Annotated in this window: 20 protein-coding genes and 1 pseudogene; 7 read left to right on the forward strand and 14 right to left on the reverse strand. The window is 67.3% G+C overall.

All coding sequences use genetic code 11. The annotated features are described in order from the left end of the window. Window positions 1-88 precede the first annotated feature (88 nt). Window positions 89-772, forward strand: coding sequence for a hypothetical protein (locus R5H29_RS15885; protein ID WP_021203633.1), 684 nt, complete (start codon window positions 89-91; stop codon window positions 770-772). Window positions 773-846: 74 nt separating this feature from the next. On the opposite strand, the gene R5H29_RS15890 is transcribed toward R5H29_RS15885, so the two are convergent. From R5H29_RS15890 to R5H29_RS15900, 3 genes are all read right to left on the reverse strand, one after another. Continuing rightward, window positions 847-1209 (reverse strand): DUF4288 domain-containing protein, encoded by a 363-nt coding sequence (locus tag R5H29_RS15890; protein ID WP_155030066.1) that lies wholly within the window; start codon window positions 1207-1209, stop codon window positions 847-849. Between the two features lie 157 nt (window positions 1210-1366). After that, window positions 1367-1873: a DUF2867 domain-containing protein gene (locus R5H29_RS15895; protein WP_332329438.1), complete on the reverse strand. Its 507-nt coding sequence runs from the start codon at window positions 1871-1873 to the stop codon at window positions 1367-1369. Continuing rightward, entirely contained in the window at window positions 1870-2532 is a 663-nt protein-coding gene (locus tag R5H29_RS15900; RefSeq protein ID WP_308305427.1) for a serine/threonine-protein kinase, read from the reverse strand. Before R5H29_RS15900 ends, R5H29_RS15895 begins: the two co-directional genes overlap by 4 nt. Window positions 2533-2617: 85 nt before the next feature. Here R5H29_RS15900 and R5H29_RS15905 point away from each other — a divergent pair, with 85 nt between their 5' ends. Further along, window positions 2618-4615, forward strand: a complete 1998-nt coding sequence (locus R5H29_RS15905) for a bifunctional DedA family/phosphatase PAP2 family protein (protein WP_111098765.1) — start codon at window positions 2618-2620, stop codon at window positions 4613-4615. A 175-nt stretch (window positions 4616-4790) separates the two neighbouring features. On the opposite strand, the gene R5H29_RS15910 is transcribed toward R5H29_RS15905, so the two are convergent. The 3 genes from R5H29_RS15910 to R5H29_RS15920 all read right to left on the reverse strand — a co-directional run bounded on the left by R5H29_RS15910 (window position 4791) and on the right by R5H29_RS15920 (window position 7625). Next, window positions 4791-5369, reverse strand: coding sequence for an LON peptidase substrate-binding domain-containing protein (locus R5H29_RS15910; protein ID WP_171952679.1), 579 nt, complete (start codon window positions 5367-5369; stop codon window positions 4791-4793). Continuing rightward, window positions 5366-6730: a UDP-N-acetylmuramate:L-alanyl-gamma-D-glutamyl-meso-diaminopimelate ligase gene (mpl, locus tag R5H29_RS15915; RefSeq protein WP_155030070.1), complete on the reverse strand. Its 1365-nt coding sequence runs from the start codon at window positions 6728-6730 to the stop codon at window positions 5366-5368. Before mpl ends, R5H29_RS15910 begins: the two co-directional genes overlap by 4 nt. A 331-nt stretch (window positions 6731-7061) precedes the next feature. After that, a complete protein-coding gene (locus tag R5H29_RS15920; protein ID WP_019662016.1) occupies window positions 7062-7625 on the reverse strand; it encodes an adenylate kinase in 564 nt (187 codons plus the stop codon). Window positions 7626-7761: 136 nt separating this feature from the next. Between R5H29_RS15920 and R5H29_RS15925 the strand changes: the two genes are divergently transcribed. From R5H29_RS15925 to R5H29_RS15935, 3 genes are all read left to right on the forward strand, one after another. Continuing rightward, entirely contained in the window at window positions 7762-9018 is a 1257-nt protein-coding gene (locus R5H29_RS15925) for a 6-phosphofructokinase (protein ID WP_227844855.1), read from the forward strand. A gap of 164 nt (window positions 9019-9182) precedes the next feature. Then, the gene (locus R5H29_RS15930) at window positions 9183-9977 is read left to right on the forward strand and encodes a hypothetical protein (RefSeq protein ID WP_332329439.1); all 795 of its coding nucleotides are present in this window, start codon (window positions 9183-9185) and stop codon (window positions 9975-9977) included. A gap of 121 nt (window positions 9978-10098) precedes the next feature. Further along, window positions 10099-10491 carry a DUF488 domain-containing protein gene (locus R5H29_RS15935; protein ID WP_111098769.1) on the forward strand — a complete coding sequence of 131 codons (393 nt, stop codon included), beginning with the start codon at window positions 10099-10101 and terminating at the stop codon, window positions 10489-10491. A gap of 74 nt (window positions 10492-10565) precedes the next feature. On the opposite strand, the gene R5H29_RS15940 is transcribed toward R5H29_RS15935, so the two are convergent. Beyond that, on the reverse strand, window positions 10566-11069 hold the full coding sequence (locus R5H29_RS15940) for a hypothetical protein (RefSeq protein WP_057502937.1): 504 nt from the start codon (window positions 11067-11069) through the stop codon (window positions 10566-10568). A gap of 332 nt (window positions 11070-11401) precedes the next feature. Here R5H29_RS15940 and R5H29_RS15945 point away from each other — a divergent pair, with 332 nt between their 5' ends. Continuing rightward, window positions 11402-13429: a sodium-translocating pyrophosphatase gene (locus tag R5H29_RS15945; protein ID WP_019662021.1), complete on the forward strand. Its 2028-nt coding sequence runs from the start codon at window positions 11402-11404 to the stop codon at window positions 13427-13429. Window positions 13430-13472: 43 nt separating this feature from the next. On the opposite strand, the gene R5H29_RS15950 is transcribed toward R5H29_RS15945, so the two are convergent. The 6 genes and pseudogenes from R5H29_RS15950 to R5H29_RS15975 form a co-directional block, all read right to left on the reverse strand. Beyond that, window positions 13473-13778: a hypothetical protein gene (locus tag R5H29_RS15950; protein WP_332329440.1), complete on the reverse strand. Its 306-nt coding sequence runs from the start codon at window positions 13776-13778 to the stop codon at window positions 13473-13475. Window positions 13779-13895: 117 nt separating this feature from the next. Beyond that, window positions 13896-14615, reverse strand: a complete 720-nt coding sequence (locus R5H29_RS15955) for an energy transducer TonB (protein WP_332329441.1) — start codon at window positions 14613-14615, stop codon at window positions 13896-13898. Beyond that, on the reverse strand, window positions 14612-15037 hold the full coding sequence (gene exbD, locus R5H29_RS15960) for a TonB system transport protein ExbD (RefSeq protein WP_019662024.1): 426 nt from the start codon (window positions 15035-15037) through the stop codon (window positions 14612-14614). The genes R5H29_RS15955 and exbD overlap by 4 nt, the downstream gene beginning before the upstream one ends. A 9-nt stretch (window positions 15038-15046) precedes the next feature. After that, a pseudogene (exbB, locus tag R5H29_RS15965) lies at window positions 15047-15770 on the reverse strand (tonB-system energizer ExbB). Beyond that, entirely contained in the window at window positions 15757-16224 is a 468-nt protein-coding gene (locus R5H29_RS15970; protein WP_332329442.1) for a YbaN family protein, read from the reverse strand. Before R5H29_RS15970 ends, exbB begins: the two are co-directional and overlap by 14 nt. A gap of 31 nt (window positions 16225-16255) precedes the next feature. Continuing rightward, complete coding sequence (locus R5H29_RS15975; RefSeq protein ID WP_019662027.1) at window positions 16256-16843, reverse strand: biliverdin-producing heme oxygenase; 588 nt, start codon at window positions 16841-16843, stop codon at window positions 16256-16258. 106 nt (window positions 16844-16949) lie between these two features. On the opposite strand from R5H29_RS15975, the gene R5H29_RS15980 reads away from it, so the two are divergent. Next, the gene (locus tag R5H29_RS15980) at window positions 16950-17207 is read left to right on the forward strand and encodes a DUF2789 domain-containing protein (RefSeq protein ID WP_006390068.1); all 258 of its coding nucleotides are present in this window, start codon (window positions 16950-16952) and stop codon (window positions 17205-17207) included. A 108-nt stretch (window positions 17208-17315) separates the two neighbouring features. Here R5H29_RS15980 and R5H29_RS15985 read toward each other — a convergent pair whose 3' ends face one another. Beyond that, a complete protein-coding gene (locus tag R5H29_RS15985; RefSeq protein WP_332329443.1) occupies window positions 17316-20234 on the reverse strand; it encodes a TonB-dependent receptor domain-containing protein in 2919 nt (972 codons plus the stop codon). Window positions 20235-20445: the final 211 nt, after the last annotated feature.

The following is a 20445-nucleotide window of genomic DNA, read 5'->3' on the forward strand; positions in this document are numbered from 1 at the left end:
CAATGAGCCGCTAGTATGCCGCGCCGACGCGGAGTTCACCCGCCCTTGACGATACTCGGGCCTCCAGACAACGCACGAGGTACACGCCATGCGCCGTTCCCGCCTGTTGCTGCCTGCCTTGGGGCTTGCCCTGCTGACTGCCTGCCAGGGCCGTTCGCCGGAACCCGGCAAGGAGCCACCCGCCGGTGACACGCCCAGCGCGGAGAAGGCCGCCGCCGACGGCAAGATGCGCTGGAGCGAGGCGGTGGTCTGGGATGGCGACCTCAACGCCTGCCGCCAGGGCGAGAACGCGGCCACCCGGGATTGCCTTCGCGACGCGATGCGCGCCGGTGGCGCCAGTGCCGAGGCCATCACCGCCGCCGAGCAGTTGTCCACCGGCGGTGAGTTGGCCTATGTGACCGCGTGGCACGAGAACGAAGGACTGGGCATTGCCACGGTCGAGTATCCGTTCCGCGCCAACACCAATGAAGGTACCCGCCTGGTCGATGCCAGCGGCAAGCGCATCGATGTGGATGCCGTGCAGTTGGACGACACCTTGCGTGCCGACCCCACTGTGCAGGAACTGCTGAAGGCCAACCCGCAAGCCACGCCGTTCGCACCGGCGCAGTCGGCCGGCGCCTCGCCGTTGGAGAATGGTGGCATCCGCCTGCTGTACCGCACGCCGCTGCGCGACTGCCACGCCTGCCCGGATGTCGGGCAGTTGCAGATCGCCTACGACTTCGACGCCAAGCGCAACTTCATCGGCCAGCAGGTGGTGCCGGCAACGCCGTAAGGCCACCGGCCTCTGTAGAGCCGAGCCCTGCTCGGCTCATTGAATGCAGCCGAGCATGGCTCGGCTCTACATTTCTATTCCTGGTACAGCACTGCCACGCCATCACCACGGGCAAGCTGCTTCACCTGATCCAACGTGTCCACCGCCATGACGGAGTACGTGACCTCCACGCCAGAGTGCAGGCGCCCCTCGGCAGAGTCCTGATCAATCGCCACTGATATCAGCTTGCGGATTCCGGCGAAACGATAAAGATACGCCCTACCGTCTTCACCCACCAGGCGGCCGGTCAGATCCTCATACCCGGAAGCAAGTGCTTCTGCATTCTCAAGAGCGTGTTCATCGTTGTCGGCACTGATCAGGTACACGTTCTCATGCACCAGGAACGATTCCTGCCCTTTGCTCTCGTAATAGAAAATTGCGTGCGCGCAATACCACATGCATCACCTCGATCATTCTCTCGCGGATTGTCCCTGGTTTGGATATCGCGAGTCTTCTGCTGCCGATGCAATCGACATTCATGCGGCACTGGGCAATGAGCCGTTTAGCCGTTGAGCAGCCCGCAGATCACAAACCACATCCACGCATGGCGTGGATCTACCGGTACGCCTGCGCCTGCTTCTTCAGCAGATGCGGCACGATCAACCGGTGCACCGGCGCAACCGGCAGCATGTACGTGCGCCCGAAGGCGTTATGCGTATGCACCACGGTCGCCACTTCCAGCACGTCGCCCTGCCACTGCAGCGCCAGCTGCACGCGAAGATGGCGGTCGTCGTCTTCCAGCACGATGGCATCGTCATCCATCGACTGCAGGGTGAAGATGCCGAGCCGCTGGCCGGGTTGAGGATCTTCAACAACCTGCACTGCACGCAACGAACCCAGATGCTTCATGCCCAGCAGGCGCATGCCGTGGTTGCGCAGCGCCATCAGCCCATCGAACCAGCCGGGAATGGTCGCCGCCATGTCGCGGTAGGCCTGCAGTGCGGTACGCCCGTCGCGCCGGGTGGTGGCCTGACAGGCGTGCACGAAGTCGGCACCAGCCAGCTGTGGGTGCAAGACGCTGCCCACACTCGGCGGGCTGGTCAACACCTGCACACGGCTCACGGCTTTGGCCCCTGCCCTTCGTTGTCTTCCCAATGCAGGATGCGGCGGGTGACGAAGCGGTAGACCGGCTTGCCGGTAGCAAACCACAGTTCGCGCACCCACGAGGTGCGCTTGAGCACGCGCTTCTCCACCGGGGTGAGCGATTCACGGCAGTACATGCGCTTGTGCTTGAGCAGGTGGCGCAGGTCTTCGCGCGCCAGCAGCCGCATCCAGCGCGAGCGCGGGTTGCCGATCACCGCCAGCTGGAAGTCGATCAGCGCCGGCCGTCCATCTTCAGTGACCAGCCAATTGGCCTCCTTGGCCAGGTCGTTGTGGGCCACGCCGTTGCGATGCAGCTGCTGCAGCAGCCGGCGCGCGGAACGGAACCAGGCCAGGTCGCCGCGCGGTGGGCGCTGGTACATGGCGTCGCCGGCCATGAAGCTGCGATCCAGGTGATGGCCATTCCAGGCCAGCAGCTGCGGCACATCGGCCATGCCGTGAATGTGCTGCAGCGCGCGGGCCTCGCGGCGGGCCAGCCACCATGCAGGCAGCCGCAACCACAGCGGCGTGGCACCAAGATCACGGCGCACAAAGGGACCATCGGGCCCTTTCACAAGGAGGATCCGGCCGAAGCTGTCGGCCTTCAAAGCATGCGGTTGAGCGTCGGGCGTATGCGGCATGGGCCCATTCTAGGCGATGGCACTGGTTGCAAACGGTCACCAAGCGGCTGGGAACCAGTCACCTTCACGCCCCTATAATCGGACAATGGACTCTTCATGGATCGACGCCACGCTCGCGTGGATTGCCGCTCACCCCGTGCTGGCGGGCGCCGTTATCTTCCTCATCGCCTTCTGCGATGCGGTCATCATTCTTGGCGCCATCGTGCCGGCGCTGCCACTGCTGTTCGCGGTGGGCGTGTTCATCGGCCTGGGCCAGATCTCCGGACCGTACGCGGTGGCGGCTGCGGCATTGGGTGCGTTTGCCGGCGATGGCATCAGTTACTGGATCGGCCGCCGCTGGGGCGACCGCCTGCGCGGCGTGTGGCCGTTCAGCCGTTACCCGCAGCTGCTCGACCGCGGCGAAAACCTGTTCCGCCGCAATGCCTTCAAGAGCATCCTGGTGGCACGCTACGTCGGCGCGATCCGGCCATTCGTGCCCGCCATCGCGGGCATGATGAAGATGCCAGCCAGCCGCTATGTACAGGCCAGTGGTATCGCCAGCATTTCATGGGCGGTCCTGTTCCTGGCCCCCGGCTGGATTCTTGGCGAGGCCTATGACGCGGTGGCGGCGGTGGCCGGTCGGCTGGTGGTGGTGGTCGGCCTGCTGGCGGTGATCCTCGGCCTGGTCTGGGCCATCGTGCTGTACGGCTACCGCTGGTCGGCCGCGCGCATGGACAACTGGTTGGCACGCCTGCTGGACTGGTCCAACCGCCACCCCACGCTGGGCCGCTATACCGTCGGCGTGCTTGATCCCAAGCGCCGTGAATCGGTGCCGCTGGCGATGCTGGCGTTGATGCTGCTGGTACTGGGCTGGGGCTGGTTCGCATTGTTGACCGTGGTGGTCGCGCACGGCGAGCCGCTGGCGATCGACCTGCTGGTGCACCAGGCCATGCTGGCGCTGCGTAACCCGCTGGCCGATTACCCGATGGCCGCGCTGGCGTCGCTGGGCGCCTGGCAGGTACTACTGCCGGCCACCGCTGCAGCGATGGGCTACCTGATCTGGCGCCGGCGCTGGATGGCGGCCGCCCACTGGCTGGCCGCGCTGGCGTTCGGCCTGGCGCTGACCATGCTGCTCGGCGCTACCGTCGATGTGGTGCGCCCGGTCGACGCCAGCAGCGGCTTCGGCTTCCCGTCGGTGTCGGTGACGATGGCCACCATCACCTTCGGCTTCTTCGCGGTGCTGATCGCCCGCGAGATGCCCGGCCGTACCCGCGTCTGGCCGTACCTGGTGTCGGGCATCGTGGTCAGCCTGATCGGCTTCTCGCGCCTGTACCTGGGTGCGCATTGGCTGAGCGACGTGATCGGCGGCATGCTGTTCGGCACGTTCTGGCTGCTGGTGCTGGGCATCGCCTACCGCCGCCGCTTCAACCGCTCGTTCTGGGTGAAACCGGTGGCCTGGCTGTTCTATGGCGTCTTCGCCGTCGCCGCGATGTGGTACGCACCGCGCAATATCCCGGTGAAGCTGGAACGCTTCGAGCCGACCCTGCCGGCCCCGCAGGCAATGGACACGCAGGCCTGGTGGCAGCACGACTGGGCCACGCTGCCGGCGCGCCGCAACGAGTTCGACGACGACCAGCGCTGGCCGCTGGACGTGCAGGTGGCCGGTCCGTTGGCACCGCTGCAGGCGCAACTGGAAGCGCGCGGCTGGAAGCGACAGGAGCAGGCCGGCTGGCAGCAGGCGCTGCTGATGCTGGACAAGAACACCGGCGCCGATGACCTGCCGGTGCTGCCGGCGACGCTGGACACCCGCGTGGAAGCGCTGTTGATGGTGCGCCAGGGTGCACATCGCGATGAGCGCTACGTACTGCGCCTGTGGCCAGCCCCTGCACAGTTGCAGCCGGGCAATACGCCACTGTGGCTGGGCAGTGCGCAGACCCTGCGCTACCAGCGCCATTTCGAATGGATCGGCATGTGGCATCCACTGCGCGGCGTCGACCCGGCATTGAACGCGGTGAAGGACGCCGTGCAGGACCTGCCGCAGCGCGAGGATGTGCACAGCGAAACCGGGTTGCCGGTGCTGCGGTTGAAGACCACCACGCCCTGACCGGCACCGGCACGCAGCCACCCACTGTAGAGCCGAGCCCATGCTCGGCTGCCTTCGCGGGAACCATCAAGCCGAGCATAGGCTCGGCTCTACAGTAGATCCACGCGATGCGTGGATGGCATTCCCCGCATACCCCAGCGTGTGCACCAGGGCGCACACCACCCGGGGCAGGCTGTTACGGCATCCAGCCCAGCAACTGCTGCAAACGCTGGTGCGGGTCGTCCAACTGCAGCAGCTGCAACCGCTGCTGCTCGCTCAGCGGCAGCAGCTCGGCCAGCCGCCAGCCGACCCAGCTGGCCTGGTCCAGCAGCGCCGGGTTGGCCGGCGCATAGGCCTCGCCGGCCTGTTCGATGATGTGCCCCAGCACCGTGGCCAGCAGCGCATGCTGCGGCCGCAGTTCGTCGTCGGGGTCTTCCTCGCACCAGCGCACATCGGCCACCACCAGCCCGTTGTCGCGCACACGGGTGCGCTCGACATGGAAGCGGCGAGTGCCGCGCAGACGCAACTGCAGCACGCCGTCGGCGCCGACATCGAAGTCTTCGATGCGTACCTGCACGCCATACGCGGCCGGCGTTGCCGGGGCTCCCACTTCCTGGCCGTCCAGGATCAGGCAGACACCAAAGCCCTCACCACTGCGGCCGCTGTCGCGCACCAGATCCAGGTAGCGCCGTTCGAACACGCGCAGGCCCACCGCTGCACCTGGTACCAGCGTGGTGTGCAGCGGAAACAGCGGCAGTGAAGCGTCGACGCTCATCGGGCCTGCAGCGCGGCAAGGAAGCGGCGCGGTGCGCCGTCGAAGCCACCGTTGGACATGAACACCACGTGGTCACCCCTGCGCGCGCTGGCCTGCAATTGCGCCAGCAGCGCGTCGGTATCGGGCACCGCGTGCGCTTGGCCGCGCACTGCGGCGATCACCGCAGCGGCATCCCAGGCCAGTTCCGGGCGATGCAGGAACACCACTTCATCGGCCAGCGCCAGCGAGGGGGCCAGCGCCTGCGCGTGTGCGCCCAGCCGCATCGAATTGCTGCGCGGCTCCATCGCGACCACGATGCGCGCATCGCCCACCTTGGCGCGCAGCCCTTCCAGCGTGGTGGCGATTGCGGTCGGGTGGTGGGCGAAATCGTCGTAGACGGTGATGCCCTCGTGGCTGCCGATCACTTCCATGCGGCGCTTGACGCTGCGGAAGCGCGCCAGCGCCGGGATCACCTCGGCCGGCGCAACACCCACCGCATGTGCGGCTGCCAGCGCCGCCAGGCCGTTGAGCACGTTGTGGCGGCCCAGCAACGACCACTGCACATCACCCAGTGCCTGCCCGCGGTGGTGCACGCGGAACGCGCTGCCATCGGCAGCCAGCAGTTCCGCATGCCACTCCAGCGATGGATCGAAGCCGAAGCGCTCAACCGGGGTCCAGCAGCCCATCGCCAGCACTTCGGCCAGATGCTGATCCTCGCCATTGACGATCAGTCGGCCACGCGCCGGCACCGTGCGCACCAGGTGATGGAACTGGCGCTGGATCGCGGCCACGTCCGGGAAGATGTCGGCGTGGTCGTATTCAAGGTTGTTGAGGATGGCCACCAGCGGCCGGTAGTGCACGAACTTGCTGCGCTTGTCGAAGAAGGCGGTGTCGTACTCGTCGGCCTCGACCACGAACTCACGGCCCTGGCCCAGGCGGGCGGAGACGCCGAAATCCTCGGCCACGCCGCCGATCAGGAAACCGGGAGAACGACCGGCACTTTCCAGCAGCCAGGTGAGGATGGTGGTAGTGGTGGTCTTGCCGTGGGTGCCGGCCACGGCCAGCGTGTCGCGGCCCGGCAGCACCTGCTCGGACAGCCACTGCGCACCGGAGATATAGCGCTGGCCGGCGTCGAGCACGGCCTCAACGGCGGCATTGCCGCGCGAGAGTGCGTTACCGATCACCACGTCGTCGGTGCCCGGTGGCACGCTGTCGGCGCGGTAGCCCTGGTCCAGGGTGATACCCAGCTGCTCGAGCTGGGTGGACATCGGCGGATAGATGGCCTGGTCACTGCCGCTGACCGTATGGCCCAGTTCCCGCGCCAGGGCGGCCACGCCGCCCATGAAGGTGCCGGCAATTGCAAGGATATGTACGCTGCTCATGACCGAGGATTGTGACCGATGACGGCTGTATAGGGCCAATGTCCGCTCTTGGGTAAGACAAGTCCTACACAGGATGTGAGGAAACTCCAATCATCTGTCAGGGAAATCCCGATAGCGATGTTCTGTGAACCCGGACACAATTCGAACTGCCAGCCGCAGTACCCGAACCGGTCCTACTCCCCAAGAGGCCATCCCCAAGGGAGCTCATGCTGCGGGGCCCTGAGCAAGCCCTCTGCTGGCGCCTATCAAACGACACAGGCCTGATCCTCACGGACCAGGCCTGTGTTTTTTTCTGCACCCGTGCGGCCGGCAGCACGCCGGCCCCGCCGGGTCAGGCGTTGATCGCCGCCAGGATGCGGGCTTCGATCTCGTCCAGCTCACCGACGCCGTCAACCCGGGCCAGGGTGCCGCGGCCAGCGTAGAAGTCCACCACCGGGGCGGTCTGCTCGTTGTAGACCTGCAGGCGCTGGCGCACCGCTTCCGGGTTGTCATCGGCGCGGCCCTGCTCCTTGGCGCGGCCGGCGATGCGGTCCACCAGCAGTTCGGTGGGCACGTCCAGCTGCACCACCGCGTCCAGCGGCTGGCCGATCTTGGCCAGCAGGCCGTCCATCGCATTGGCCTGGGCCACATTGCGCGGGTAGCCATCGAGGATGAAGCCCTTGGCGACATCAGCCTGGGTCAGGCGCGACTCCAGCATGCCCAGCAGGATGTCGTCCGACACCAGGTTGCCGGCATCCATCACCGTCTTGGCCTGCTTGCCCAGTTCCGTGCCCGCGGCGATTTCCGCGCGCAGCATGTCACCGGTCGAAATGTGGGCGATCCCCAGCTTTTCCTTCAGGCGCGTCGCCTGTGTCCCCTTGCCCGAACCGGGCGGTCCCAACAGAACCAATCGCATTGACCTGACTCCAACGTGTTGAAAACAAAGAAGGTTCGCGTCCCGGACGGGCCGGTATCGCTGCACCGCAATAGCGCCACTTTACCGCATCCGGGTAATGTCCCTGCAATGTCCTTTCCCCCGAGCAGGTAGACGCATGCGCAACGGTACCCTCCTCTACGCCCAGTCCGGCGGTGTTACTGCGGTCATCAACGCCACGGCGGCGGCGGTGATCGAGCAGGCCCGGGCCAAGGGCATCAAGGTCCTGGCCGCCCGCAACGGCATCCTCGGTGCCCTGCGCGAGGAACTGATCGACACCAGCAGGGAGAGCGCGGCCGCGATCCGCTCGCTGGCCCATACCCCGGGCGGCGCCTTCGGCTCGTGCCGGGTCAAGCTGAAATCGCTGGACGCCGACCGCGCCCGCTACGACCGGCTGCTGGAGGTGCTGCGCGCGCATGACGTGCGCTGGTTCCTCTACAACGGTGGCAACGACTCGGCCGACACCGCGCTGAAGGTTTCGCAGCTGGCCAAGGCCTCCGGCTACGACCTGACCTGCATCGGCGTGCCCAAGACCATCGACAACGACCTGGCAGTGACCGACAGCTGCCCCGGTTTCGGCTCGGCGGCCAAGTACACCGCCGTCTCGGTGCGCGAAGCGGCGCTGGACGTGGCGGCGATGGCCGAGACCTCCACCCGCGTTTTCATCTACGAGGCCATGGGCCGCCACGCCGGCTGGCTGGCCGCGGCCGCCGGCTTGGCCGGCAACGGCGATGACGAGGCGCCGCACATCATCCTGCTGCCCGAACGCGCCTATGACGAGGCGGCGTTCCTGGCCAAGGTCAAGGCCGTGGTCGAGCGCGTCGGCTACTGCGTGGTGGTGGCGTCGGAAGGCATCGCCACCGCCGATGGCCGCTTCGTTGCCGACGCCGGCGGCGGCAAGGATTCATTCGGGCACGCGCAGCTGGGCGGCGTGGCCGCGCACCTGGCCGGCCGGGTCAAGGACCAGCTGGGCATGAAGGTGCATTGGGCCCTGCCCGATTACCTGCAGCGCTCGGCCCGCCACCTGGCCAGCAGGACCGACTGGGAGCAGGCGCAGGCGGTCGGCAGGGCTGCGGTGCAGCTGGCGCTCAAGGGCCAGAACGGCGTGATGCCGGTGATCGTGCGCAGCGGCGACGCGCCCTACCGCTGGAAGATCGAAGCGGCGCCGCTGTCGAAGATTGCCAACCATGAAAAGAAGATGCCCGCCGGCTTCATCCGCCGCGACGGCTTCGGCATCACCGCCAAGGCGCGCGCCTACCTGTCGCCGCTGATCAAGGGCGAAGCGCCGCTTCCGTATGGCACCGATGGCCTGCCGAAGTACGTCACCCTGAAGAACGTGGCGGTGAAGCAGAAGCTGCCGGCCTTCGAAGGCTGAGGTGCACCTGCGCCCTGTGCGGAGCACAGGGCGCATTGCGGAGACCACCGAAGCGCCCCACAATCGGGCTCCGGCCCGGGGCAAAGGGGCCGCCGCAAGCCAGATTCGACGCTGCCCGGCCACGTGGCCCGGGCCTGTGCTGCCATTTCACAAGGACTGTAACCATGAAGCACCCGATCCTGATCGCCGCGCTGCTGTGCGGTGCCGCCGCACCCGCCTTCGCTGCGACCTGCGAAAGCAACTTCCAGAAGAAGGGCAATCCCTTCGTCGGCACGACCTTCACTTCATCGGTCACCCATCCGGACCTGACCGTGGCGAGTGCCATCGGCCAGATGCGGGTGATCGCCAAGAACGCCAACATGGATGTCCTCAGCGAGGACGTGGAAGGCGGCTCGATGCTGATCGAAGAGCCGGAATCGTTGGCCCACAAGCCGATCCCGATGATCATCAGCGCCACTTCCGAAGGCGGCCAGGGCACGGTCGGCATGGTGGTGAAGGTCAACAAGGGCGCCATTGCCTCGGCCGACGGCGTGCGCGAAGAAATGTGCAAGCTGCTCAACCAGGTCAAGCCGGGCAAGGCTGGCGAACAGGCAGCCAAGGCCACTCCGCAGGCGTCGGTGGTAACGATTGCCGCCGACCGCTTCGGCTTCCAGCTGCGCAACCAGAACAAGGACAACCCGGCCGCGGTCGAGCCGCGCTACAAGGGCAAGACCTACGCCATCACCGGTCGCATCACCACCGTGCTGCGCAGTGGCGGCACCTACAACACCAGCTTCGACCTGCCCAGCGATGGCAGCATCGACTTTGAGCGCGTGGCCATTTCCTGCTCGTTCGCAGCCAACCAGGCCGCGTATGCGCTGGCCCTGCGCCCGCGCGAGAAAGTGACGCTGACCGGCGTGGTCGACAGCTATGACCAGGTGGGACGTGTGTTGTGGCTGAAGGACTGCCGCGGCAACTGATTGCTGCAGGCATGGGTAAAATGCCCGGGTGCGCAGGCGCCCGGGCCTTTTCCTTTCCACAGTGGTTCACGCCTGGCGCACGAGCATCGCAGGATGATGGACGCCCCGCCTGGAGATCATCATGGCCTTGCGCGTTGTTCGACTGGGAACGCCACGCCAACCCGGCGAGGGGCTGCGTATCGGTACCGTGCGGCGCCCGCCGCGCGGCGTGCCGCGCAGCGAGTTCGCGCGGCAGGACTGGTACGACGTCTGGTTCCCGACCCTGTCACCCAGCGCGGCACTGGTGAAGCAGGCGCACGAGGCGAAAACGGCCGCCGACTGGAACGCGTTCTTCCGCCACTACAAGGCTGAGATGAAGTCCCCGGATGCGGCCCACGCGCTGGACCTGCTGGCTGCGATGTCGCAGCACAGCGACCTCAGCGTGGGGTGCTACTGCGAGGATGAGGCGCACTGCCACCGCAAGGCGCTTCGCGAGCTGCTGGTGGCGCGCGGGGCGACGCTGGCCGGAGAATGATGGCGCGCCGCAGTAGATCCACGCCATGCGTGGATGCGGCATCGGTGCCGACCAACGGTCGGCACCCACCTGTATCAATTACAGGCCTTGCCTTCCATCTGCAGCTGCGCGGCAAACATCGTCACCTGCGGAATCTGGCCGGCAGCCGCCTGCTTCTTCGCCTCTTCCAGATAGATGCGCGACTGGCCCTGGCCGTCCAGCTCGACCTTGTTGCTCGACGGCAGGCGCCACACCCGCACCACTGCCTGTTGGGCCGGGCACGCCGCGCTCGGCACGCGGATCACATCGTTGAGTTTCCAGCCCTTGTCCGCACTTGGCTGCGCCTTGGTGTAATCGACGAAGCGCGCGCGTGGCTGGCACTGTTCGCTGGTCCGCACCGGCGCAAAGCGATACGGCTCGGCCGCCTGGCCGGTGAAGGCACCTTCCAGGCGCGCGCAGGCCTCGGGGATCTGCCGCAGGGTGTGCACTGCGCCCACTGCCTGGGGAGCGCCCACGGCGCGCTGCAGCTCCGGGGTTTCCGCGGCGAGTGCCGGTACGGCCGGGACCAGGGCGGCAAGCATCAACAGGGACAGGCGCATGGGGGATTTCCTACGGGACTGTGCGCAGGCTTGCAGAGGCTGGCTTAACGGGGTGCAAAGGCCTGCGGTTCTCGAATCACGCCCATGGACTGGCGGCATGCGCCGCAGCTCGCAGCAGCCCGTCGAGCATGGCCTCTGGAAGCCAGTCGAGCACGGCTCGACTCTACAGTGCGCCGAACGCATACTGCGGGCACCAGGGAATGCTGAACACCGCCATACGTCGGACGACCGCCAAGGTCGGTACGGGTTGGTTCCAGGCTGCAGCCCGTCGTCCCCCTCGTGGTGCCGTTCATCGCCACTGGATGCCTACATCCATTCTGCGGAGGGGTCTAATGCTGGAACGTCACGGGCTTTCATTGGCGCTGGGCTGCGCCATTCTCGCGATCCTGTTCGGAATCGTCTCGGCGCGCTGGATCCTGCGCCAACCCACCGGCAATGAGCGCATGGTCGCGATCGCCACCGCGATCCAGGAAGGTGCGCGTGCCTACCTCAACCGCCAGTACCTGACCATCGGCATCGCCGGCGTGGTGCTGTTCGTGCTGGTCGGGGTGTTCCTCAGCTGGTATACCGCGATTGGATTCGCGGTCGGCGCGGTGCTGTCCGGCGCCGCCGGCTACATCGGCATGAACGTGTCGGTGCGCGCCAACGTGCGCACCGCGGAGGCTGCGCGCCATGGCATCAGTGCGGCGATGGACGTCGCCTTCCGCGGCGGTGCGATCACCGGCATGCTGGTGGTCGGCCTGGGCCTGCTGGGTGTGGCCGGCTATTACGCACTGCTGCTGCGGATGGGCCTGCCGATGGAACAGGCGCTGCACGCGCTGGTCGGTCTGGCGTTCGGTTCGTCGCTGATCTCGATCTTCGCGCGTCTGGGCGGTGGCATCTTCACCAAGGGCGCCGACGTCGGCGCCGATCTGGTCGGCAAGGTGGAAGCCGGCATTCCCGAGGATGACCCGCGCAACCCGGCGGTGATCGCCGACAACGTCGGTGACAACGTCGGCGACTGCGCCGGCATGGCCGCCGACCTGTTCGAGACCTATGCGGTCACCGTCATCGCAACGATGCTGCTGGGCAGCCTGATGCTGGCCGAGGCGGGCGCCAATGCCGTGCTGTATCCGCTGGTGCTGGGCGGTGTGTCGATCATCGCCTCGATCATCGGTGCGCTGTTCGTCAAGGTGAAGCCTGGCGGCTCGATCATGGGCGCGCTGTACAAGGGCGTGATCGTCTCCGGCGTGCTGGCCGCGATCGCGTTCTACCCGATCACCACCGGGCTGATGAGTGACAACGTACATGGACCGATGCCACTGTACGGCTGCGCGTTGATCGGCCTGGTCCTGACCGGGCTGATCGTGTGGATCACCGAGTACTACACCGGCACTCAGTACAAGCCGGTGCAACACGTGGCGCAGGCCTCGACCACCGGGCACGGCACCAACATCATCGCCGGCCTCGGCATCTCGATGAAGTCCACTGCACTGCCGGTGGTGGCGGTGTGTGCTGCGATCTGGGGTGCGTTCGCGCTGGGTGGCCTGTATGGCATCGCCATCGCCGCCACCGCGATGCTGTCGATGGCTGGCATGATCGTCGCGCTCGATGCCTACGGACCGATCACCGACAACGCCGGCGGCATCGCCGAAATGGCCGAGCTGCCCTCGGAGATCCGCGACATCACCGATCCGCTGGATGCGGTGGGCAATACCACCAAGGCAGTGACCAAGGGCTATGCGATCGGCTCGGCTGCACTGGCCGCACTGGTGCTGTTCGCCGACTACACCCACAACCTGCAGGCCGCCAACCCCGGCCAGGAATTCCGCTTCGACCTCAGCGACCACACGGTGATCATCGGCCTGCTGATCGGGGGCCTGATTCCCTACCTGTTCGGTGCGATGGCGATGGAAGCGGTCGGTCGTGCGGCGGGGGCAGTGGTGGAAGAGGTGCGGCGCCAGTTCCGCGAGATCCCCGGCATCATGCAGGGCACCGGCAAGCCGCAGTACGACAAGGCGGTGGACATGCTGACCCGCTCGGCGATCCGCGAAATGATCGTGCCCTCGCTGCTGCCGGTGGTGGTGCCGGTGGTGGTCGGCCTGCTGCTGGGGCCGCGCGCACTCGGCGGTCTACTCATCGGCACGATCGTAACCGGCCTGTTCGTGGCCATCTCGATGACCACCGGCGGCGGCGCCTGGGACAACGCCAAGAAGTACATCGAGGACGGCCACTTCGGCGGCAAGGGCAGCGAGGCACACAAGGCCGCCGTGACCGGCGACACCGTCGGTGACCCGTACAAGGACACCGCTGGCCCGGCGATCAATCCGCTGATCAAGATCATCAACATCGTGGCGCTGCTGCTGGTGCCTCTGTTGTAGATCCACGCCATGCATGAACCCGTAGCGTCGAGCAGGCTCGACGCTACGGCCGCGACCGCCTCATCCATCGGATGACAAGCAGCACCACGACGATAATCCAGCAGGCATAGATCGGCCGGTCCCAGCCATCGAAGAGGCTGAGCGGGCTGCCGATGAAAGCGAGCGAAGCCAGCCACGCACACAGTGCGCCGGGCAGCCACGCGCCACGCCAGATGCAGAAGGCGGCGAACACCAGCAAGGGCCAGGCGAAGATGATCGCCGGCGTGAACGGTGCCAGCGAAAGCACGGCCAGGCATGCAGCCAGCAACACGCTGCACCAGGCCAGCACCCGTAACGTCCGTGTCGTCATGCCAACCTCCGCGCGTCCATTGACGGTCGTGCGCGAGCATAACGCCTGCGCGCTGCCTTGAATTCCGGCTCGGGTCAGAGCCCTGTCCTGCGGAAAGGGATCCGACCCCGATGGCGGTCAGCGCCCGCGCAGGAAGAATGACACCGGCACCATCACCTGCACCGGGCCGCCAGGCACCTCGGCCGGCGGCGCCGGGACCGGGCTGGCCCGCTGCACGGTGTCCAGCGTCTCCTGGTCGAGCAACGCGAAGCCGCTGCTGCGGCCCAGCACCACCGCCGAAACCACACCGTCGCGGGCCACGGCAAAACGCACGTAGACCACGCCCTGCTGACGCAGCCGCTCGGCCTGGCGTGGATAGCGCCGGTGCTTCTGCAGATGCCCGAGCAGGCGCCCCTCCCAGGTGGCCTCGGCGCGACTGCGCTCGCCGGCGGTGGTCTGCGGTGCGGTGTAGCGTGCGGCCGCGTCGGCCGCCACCTGCGGCGGTGCGCTGGTCTGCGCGACATTGGCCTCGGCGGTGTCCGGCGAGAGCGTCGGCTCCGGCGTACGCGGCGGTGGCAGGTCACCCTGCGGCTGCACCGGTGCTTTGGGTTGCTCACGCAGGGCCGGTTTCGGCGCCTGTCGCTGCTGTTGCTGTTGCAGCGGCCCAGTGGCAACCTCGCGCGGCGGCACCGGAGGCGCCTGTGCCATCGGCGCCAGCTCCAGCATCAATGCAGCGGGCGGCGCTGCGGCGGCCACCGCCGGTGCGCGCGCCGCCCACCAGCAGGCCACGCTGACCAGCAACGCATGCACCAGCAGCACGATCGCCAGGCTGGTCGCCCAGCGCCGCAGTCCGCTCATCGCGCGCCCTGCTCCAGTCCAACCAGTGCCACCTTCAGGTAGCCCGCCGCACGCAGCGCATCCAGCGTTGCCATCAGTTCACCGTAAGGCACGCGGGTATCGGCACGCAGGAACAGGCGTTGCGAGGTGTCACCGTGGGTGGCTACCTGCAATGCAGCGGCCAGCCCGTCACGCGCCACCGCCTGCTCGCCCACGCGCAGCGACAGATCGGCCTGCACGGTCACATACACCGGCGCCTGTTCGGGCGGCGTGGCACTGGCGCTGCTGGCCGGCAGCTGCACCGGCACTGATACGGTGGCCAGCGGTGCGGCTACCATGAAGATGATCAGCAGCACCAGCATCACATCGATGAAGGGCGTGACGTTGATCTCGTGTGCTTCTTCCGGTGCGTCGTCGCGGTCGGACCCGGTCCTGATCGCCATCGTCGCGCCTCAGTGCACCGCGCGCAGCGGTGCCGCTGCGGCACGCGGCGCGGCACGATCAAGATCGCGCGAAACCAGCTGCTGCACGGGACAGATCGCCGAGCAGGCCCCGCAGGCCGGCCAACACGCGGCTGAAATGGTTGTAGACCAGTACCGCGGGAATCGCCGCGACCAGGCCGAGTGCGGTCGCCAGCAAGGCCTCGGCGATGCCGGGCGCAACCACCGCCAGGTTGGTGGTGTTGCTGTGTGCGATGCCGATGAAACTGTTCATGATGCCCCACACCGTGCCGAACAGGCCGACGAAGGGCGCCACCGCGCCGATGCTGGCGAGTACACCGATGCCGCGCCGCTGCACGCGCGCGGTCTCCAGTTCGATGCGGTCCAGGCGCGAGGCGATGCGTTCCTTGATGCCGTCGCGACTATCCAGATCCTGCGACAGGCGCAGTTCGGTGCGGGCGGCGTCCAGCATGGCGAGTGCGGTGCCCTGCTGCAGACTTGCCTCTCCGCTCTGCGGCGGCAGCTGTGCCGACTGCAGCAACAGCGCGCGCGCCGCGCGCAGCTGCCGGGCCTGGCGGGTCAGCTCCCAGCCCTTGGCCAACAGCACGGTCCAGGTGGACAGCGACGCCAGTGCCAGCGCGATCATCACGGCCTTCACCACCACGTCGGCGGCCAGGTACATGCCCCACGGGGTCAATGCGGGGGCGGCCACGGGGGCCAGGTCAGCAGGCAGCATCATCTCGGCTTCCGTCAGCATCAGGGGTCGCTGCGCGACTACGGGCCCCGCGCGGATCATTGGCGTCGTCCACTTCCACGACCGGATGGGGCTCCAGCCGGGGGGCCGGTCGGCTCAGCACGTAGCCGGCGCTGACCGCGAAGAACAGGCCCACGCCCAACAGCAGGCGCCAGGACGGATGCGCGCCCCAGCAGAACAGGGCAAAGCCCAGCGCCATGCCGGCACTGGCAAACGCCTTGCCCTTGCGCGATACCGCGCCCTGCTCGCGCCACAACCGCAGCGATGGGCCGTAGCGCGGATGCGCCAACAGGCGCTGCTCGAACTTCGGCGAGCTGCGCGCGAAGCAGCCCACGGCCAGGATCAGGAAGATGGTGGTCGGCATCACCGGCAGCAACGCGCCGATCACCCCGAGCCCGACCATCAGCCAGCCCAGCGCGAACCAGAGCCAGCGCATCAGCGCTGCACCTGTGGGCGCGCGCCGCGCATCAGGCGAATTCCACTTCGACGTGGCCGTGCACGCTGCGGAACGCGGCGTCGGCGGCATCGATCACCTGCTGCTCCTGCTCGACACTCAGCGGTACCGCGTCCAGCGCAGCGGTGAACTCACGCCAGTGGCGCGCCGCGCCATCCGGATGCGCGGCCAGGTGGCGGGCGCCAAAATCACGGTCCAGGCCGAGCCTGGCGGCCATCTTGTACAGAATGGTGCCGCCCAGGTTGGAGCCTTCAGCCACGTACAGCCACCCCAACGCGGCGGGCAGTTCCAGATCGGACGGCAACGCCGCGATGTCAGCCCCCGGCAGGGTCTGCTCCAGGTCCTGCAGGTCGCGCGCGACCTGGGTCAGGCGGCGGCGCTCGCCCAGGTCCGGCAGCAGTGCGTCCAGCGCAGGGTTGGCATACAGCGCATCGATGCTGCGGTGGAAGCGATACTGCACGCGCAGGAAACGGGCGAAATTGCTGCGGTCGGCGAAGATGTCGCCGGCCATGATGCGCTTGTCCAGGGCACCGTGGCTGTCGCGGGTGGCGGCCTTGAGCCGCAGGCTGCGGCTTTCTTCAGGGGCGATGTGTGCGTTCATGGGGGATGCCAAGGGGGTCGTCGTGCTGTAGACGTCTGCCACGGGGCTTTCCCCAAGGCTATGTGCGCCGATAATGGCGCATCCCTTCTTACCGCAGAAACCGACGATGATCACCACCGAACCGCGCATGACCAACCTGTTCCTGCAGCTGGGCCTGGACGCCAGCGCCGAGGGCATCGCCCGCTTCATCCGCGAGCACCAGCTGGCCACCGATGTGGAAGTGGTCGAGGCGCCGTACTGGAACGATGCGCAGCGCCAGTTCCTGTCCGAGTCGCTGCAGGCCGATGCGGCATGGACCACCGTGGTGGACGAGCTGAACGAGTCGCTGCACGAAGATGCGGTGAAGGCCGCGACCGGGCTGTAAGTAGACGCCGGGCGCGGCGGGGCGCTGGCGATTGCACGGCGGAAGCGGTGCGGACCAAGGTCCGCACCCACCGAGGGCGGTCCGACCCCACCGCTCATACGCGACCGATCAGTACTTCCAGGTCAACGCCAGCCGGGCCGTGCGGCCCGGCGCCGGCATCACGCCCAGGGCCAGCGGGTCCAGGTAGTAACGATCGGTCAGGTTGTCCACGCCGGCTTCCACCGAGAGCTGGTCGTTGAAGCTCCAGCTGGCAAACAGGTCCACCAGCGTGGTTGGCCGGTACAGCTGCTGGATCGCCGACAGCCCTACGTTCCAGTCCTTGTCCAGCTTGCTGATCGGGCCGGCGTTGTGGACCACGCGGGTGCCGAAGGTCAGGCGCTCCTCGAACAGGCGCGAGCCCAGGGTCAGGTTGACCATGTAGCGCGGCGGGTTCTGGGTATTGGTGTACGAGCCCTCGAAGCCGCCGTCCACGCAGTCGGGCGTGTTGGCCAGCTCGCCGTTCCTGCGTTGCGCCCCGTAGGCACGGCGCTCGGCGGCGATGTCCGGCGCGCAGGTCTTGGCCTTGAAGTAGTAGTGCGCGGACAGATCGGCAAATACCTTGCCGCTGTCATAGCTGGACTGGAACTCCATGCCCGAGACCTTGAACTGGTCGACGTTTCGGATCAGGCCCGCCGACAGCGTGCGGTAGTCACGGGTGATCAGGTCGTCGATGCGGGTATCGAAGTACGCCAGCTTCAGCGCCAGGCGGTCGCCGGCGGCGAACAGGTCGTAGCGGATGGTGCTGGCGCCGATTTCCCAGCTGCGCGCGCGCTCCGGCTTCAACTCGCCCACTGGCTTGGCGGCGGTGAACAGGCCCAGCGTGGTCTCGAACAGGCTCGGCAGCTTGGTGCCTTCGGCGTACTTCACGTAGACCATGGTGTCTTCGCTGAAGCGGTAGGCCACGCTGGCGGTCGGCGAGAACGCGGTGTCACGGCGGCGGATCGGCTGCGACCACGTCCAGCTGACCGGCACTTCCAGGTCCTGCGCCTTGCCGGCGTCGTAGAAGTTCCAGCCACCGATGTCGGCCACCGTGCCCTTCTTGTACGGTGAGGCCAGCAGCGATTCCTGGGTGAAGTTGCCGTTGGCATCCGGATACCAGTTCAGCAGCGCGATGCGCTTGGCCCGCCACGACGGCAGCGCCGGGTTGCCATTGAGCAGTTCGGTGTAGCGGTACTGGCCCTGCACCTCATAGGCATCGGGCGTGGCCAGGCGGTTGCGGTCGTGCACGTCCACGCGGTTCCAGCGGCCGCCGGCCAGCAGTTCCCAGTGCTCATCGGGCTGCCACTTCAGCGAGGCCACGGCACTGTATTCCTTGCGCTCGGCATTGCGCAGGAAACGGTTGTTGACCAGGTCATCGTGCATGACCGGGCCCGAGCTGCCCGGTGCGATGTCTTCGTCACTGTAGGACAGGCCGTAGTCGAGGGTGAACGCACCGGCGCGGGTATCGAACATCGAGGTGTTGCTGGCATCCAGTCCGAAGCGCTTCTGCCGCAGCGGATTGCGGTAGGCATCCTTGTAGCCGGGGTCGCCGCTGAAGCTGGGCGCGTCGTACCACTCGGTGCGGCGATCGAAGTACCAGGGGGTGATGCCGGTCAGGCTGTTGTACATCACGCTGTCGGTGTCGGTGTATGCGGCATTGACGCGTAGATCGATCAGCTCGCTGTCCGGATTGAAGCGGTAGCGCAGGCTGTAGCTGTCCATGTCGACATGGCCCGGATCCCACTGCGGAATGCGGTCACGATCCACACGGATGATCTGCGACGCCATGATCTCGCCGGCGGTGCCTTCGTAGCGGCGGTAGCCCGCTTCCAGCGTCTGCGCATCGTCGATGCGCCAGGTGCCCTTGAGCAGCGCCGACTTCGAGCGCGCCGAGGTGTTGAACACTTCGGTACGCGCCGGATTCAGCGGCGCCAGCGTGCGACGGGTCTGCGGGAAATCATCGTAGCCGTGCTTGCCGGAGAAATAGTTGCCGTTGTCGCGGTACGCATAGGCGGCCACCAGATCGAAGCGGTCCCAGTGACCGGCTGCAGCGACGTTGAAGAACTGGCTGCCGGTGGCGCTGCGGTCGGAACGTGGCGCGGCGCTATAGGACGGTAGGTTGTTGGCGCTGGCGTTGGCCAGGCCGCCACGCACGCGTACGCCGAAGTCGCGCCCCTCGCGCAGCACGTCATCGATTTTCAGCGTCTCCATCTCGACCACGCCGCCGATGCCACCGGAGGCATTGGCCTGCAGGCTCGGGCCCTTGGTGATGGTCAGGCTGGAAATCAGGTCCGGGTCGAGGTAGGTGCGCTGCGATTGGCCGGCATAGCCACGGTAGGTATCCATGCTGGACTGGCCGCCGTCGATGATCACCGGCACGCGGCCCTGGCCCTGGGTGCCGCGGATGTTGACGTCGAAGCCGTTGCCAACGCGCGGATCGCCGGCGGTGACACCGGCCACGCCCTTGACGATGTCGCCGTTGGAGGTGCCACGGAAGCGCTCCAAGTGCGTGCGGTTGAGCGGGGTGATGGAACCGACGCAGCGATAGCTGTCGAGCAGGCGTGCCTCGTCGCTGCCCGCGCCACTGTCGACGCGGTCGCCGGCCACGCTGAGCGTGTCGGTGACGATCACGCCGCTGCCGGCCTGCACCGGCATCGCCGCTTCCAGGGTCACTGCATCGGAACCGACCCGGCGCACTGCCAGGCCACTGCCCTGCAGCAGCTGCTGCAGCGCCTCGCTGGCCGGCATGCTGCCGCTGACCGCACGCGACGTCACCCCCCGGGCCAGAGCGGCCGGGTACACGACCTGCACGCCGGACTGGCGCATGTAGCTGCGCAGCGCTTCTTCCAGTGGTTGCGCCTGGATGTCGAAGCGCTGTACGGCGGCGTGGTCGGCTCGGTCGCTCTGTGCCAGCGCGGGCGGCGTGGCACTGGCCAGGGCGGCAGCCAGCAAGGCAATGCACAGACGGGACGGGCGCAGCACGCGGCCGGGGCGGTGGGAGTCGAACATGGAGGAACCTGTCAGGTAATCGGTGCCGCGAACGCGGCGTCATCCGCAACACGGGCGGACACGGCGACGTACGTGGCGGCGGCGGGTACGTTCGCGGGGTAAGACGGTTGGGCGCGCGGCAACCCCAAGGGGATTTGCAGCCGAAGCAGGTGCCGACGGTTGCGCGGCAGGTTGCAGTGGTAGGTGCCGACGGTTGCGTGGCTGGTTGTAG

The organism is Stenotrophomonas sp. A3_2 (genome assembly GCF_036624925.1).
Taxonomy (GTDB): Bacteria; Pseudomonadota; Gammaproteobacteria; order Xanthomonadales; family Xanthomonadaceae; genus Stenotrophomonas; species Stenotrophomonas hibiscicola.

Excerpts from the sequence above, each read along its gene's own strand:
- R5H29_RS15885 (WP_021203633.1), top strand. The coding sequence starts at position 89 with ATGCGCCGTTCCCGCCTGTTGCTGCCTGCCTTGGGGCTTGCCCTGCTG.
- R5H29_RS15890 (WP_155030066.1), bottom strand. The coding sequence starts at position 1,209 with ATGTGGTATTGCGCGCACGCAATTTTCTATTACGAGAGCAAAGGGCAG.
- R5H29_RS15900 (WP_308305427.1), bottom strand. The coding sequence starts at position 2,532 with ATGCCGCATACGCCCGACGCTCAACCGCATGCTTTGAAGGCCGACAGC.
- R5H29_RS15905 (WP_111098765.1), top strand. The coding sequence starts at position 2,618 with ATGGACTCTTCATGGATCGACGCCACGCTCGCGTGGATTGCCGCTCAC.
- R5H29_RS15910 (WP_171952679.1), bottom strand. The coding sequence starts at position 5,369 with ATGAGCGTCGACGCTTCACTGCCGCTGTTTCCGCTGCACACCACGCTG.
- mpl (WP_155030070.1), bottom strand. The coding sequence starts at position 6,730 with ATGAGCAGCGTACATATCCTTGCAATTGCCGGCACCTTCATGGGCGGC.
- R5H29_RS15920 (WP_019662016.1), bottom strand. The coding sequence starts at position 7,625 with ATGCGATTGGTTCTGTTGGGACCGCCCGGTTCGGGCAAGGGGACACAG.
- R5H29_RS15925 (WP_227844855.1), top strand. The coding sequence starts at position 7,762 with ATGCGCAACGGTACCCTCCTCTACGCCCAGTCCGGCGGTGTTACTGCG.
- R5H29_RS15930 (WP_332329439.1), top strand. The coding sequence starts at position 9,183 with ATGAAGCACCCGATCCTGATCGCCGCGCTGCTGTGCGGTGCCGCCGCA.
- R5H29_RS15935 (WP_111098769.1), top strand. The coding sequence starts at position 10,099 with ATGGCCTTGCGCGTTGTTCGACTGGGAACGCCACGCCAACCCGGCGAG.
- R5H29_RS15940 (WP_057502937.1), bottom strand. The coding sequence starts at position 11,069 with ATGCGCCTGTCCCTGTTGATGCTTGCCGCCCTGGTCCCGGCCGTACCG.
- R5H29_RS15945 (WP_019662021.1), top strand. The coding sequence starts at position 11,402 with ATGCTGGAACGTCACGGGCTTTCATTGGCGCTGGGCTGCGCCATTCTC.
- R5H29_RS15950 (WP_332329440.1), bottom strand. The coding sequence starts at position 13,778 with ATGACGACACGGACGTTACGGGTGCTGGCCTGGTGCAGCGTGTTGCTG.
- R5H29_RS15955 (WP_332329441.1), bottom strand. The coding sequence starts at position 14,615 with ATGAGCGGACTGCGGCGCTGGGCGACCAGCCTGGCGATCGTGCTGCTG.
- exbD (WP_019662024.1), bottom strand. The coding sequence starts at position 15,037 with ATGGCGATCAGGACCGGGTCCGACCGCGACGACGCACCGGAAGAAGCA.
- R5H29_RS15970 (WP_332329442.1), bottom strand. The coding sequence starts at position 16,224 with ATGCGCTGGCTCTGGTTCGCGCTGGGCTGGCTGATGGTCGGGCTCGGG.
- R5H29_RS15975 (WP_019662027.1), bottom strand. The coding sequence starts at position 16,843 with ATGAACGCACACATCGCCCCTGAAGAAAGCCGCAGCCTGCGGCTCAAG.
- R5H29_RS15980 (WP_006390068.1), top strand. The coding sequence starts at position 16,950 with ATGATCACCACCGAACCGCGCATGACCAACCTGTTCCTGCAGCTGGGC.
- R5H29_RS15985 (WP_332329443.1), bottom strand. The coding sequence starts at position 20,234 with ATGTTCGACTCCCACCGCCCCGGCCGCGTGCTGCGCCCGTCCCGTCTG.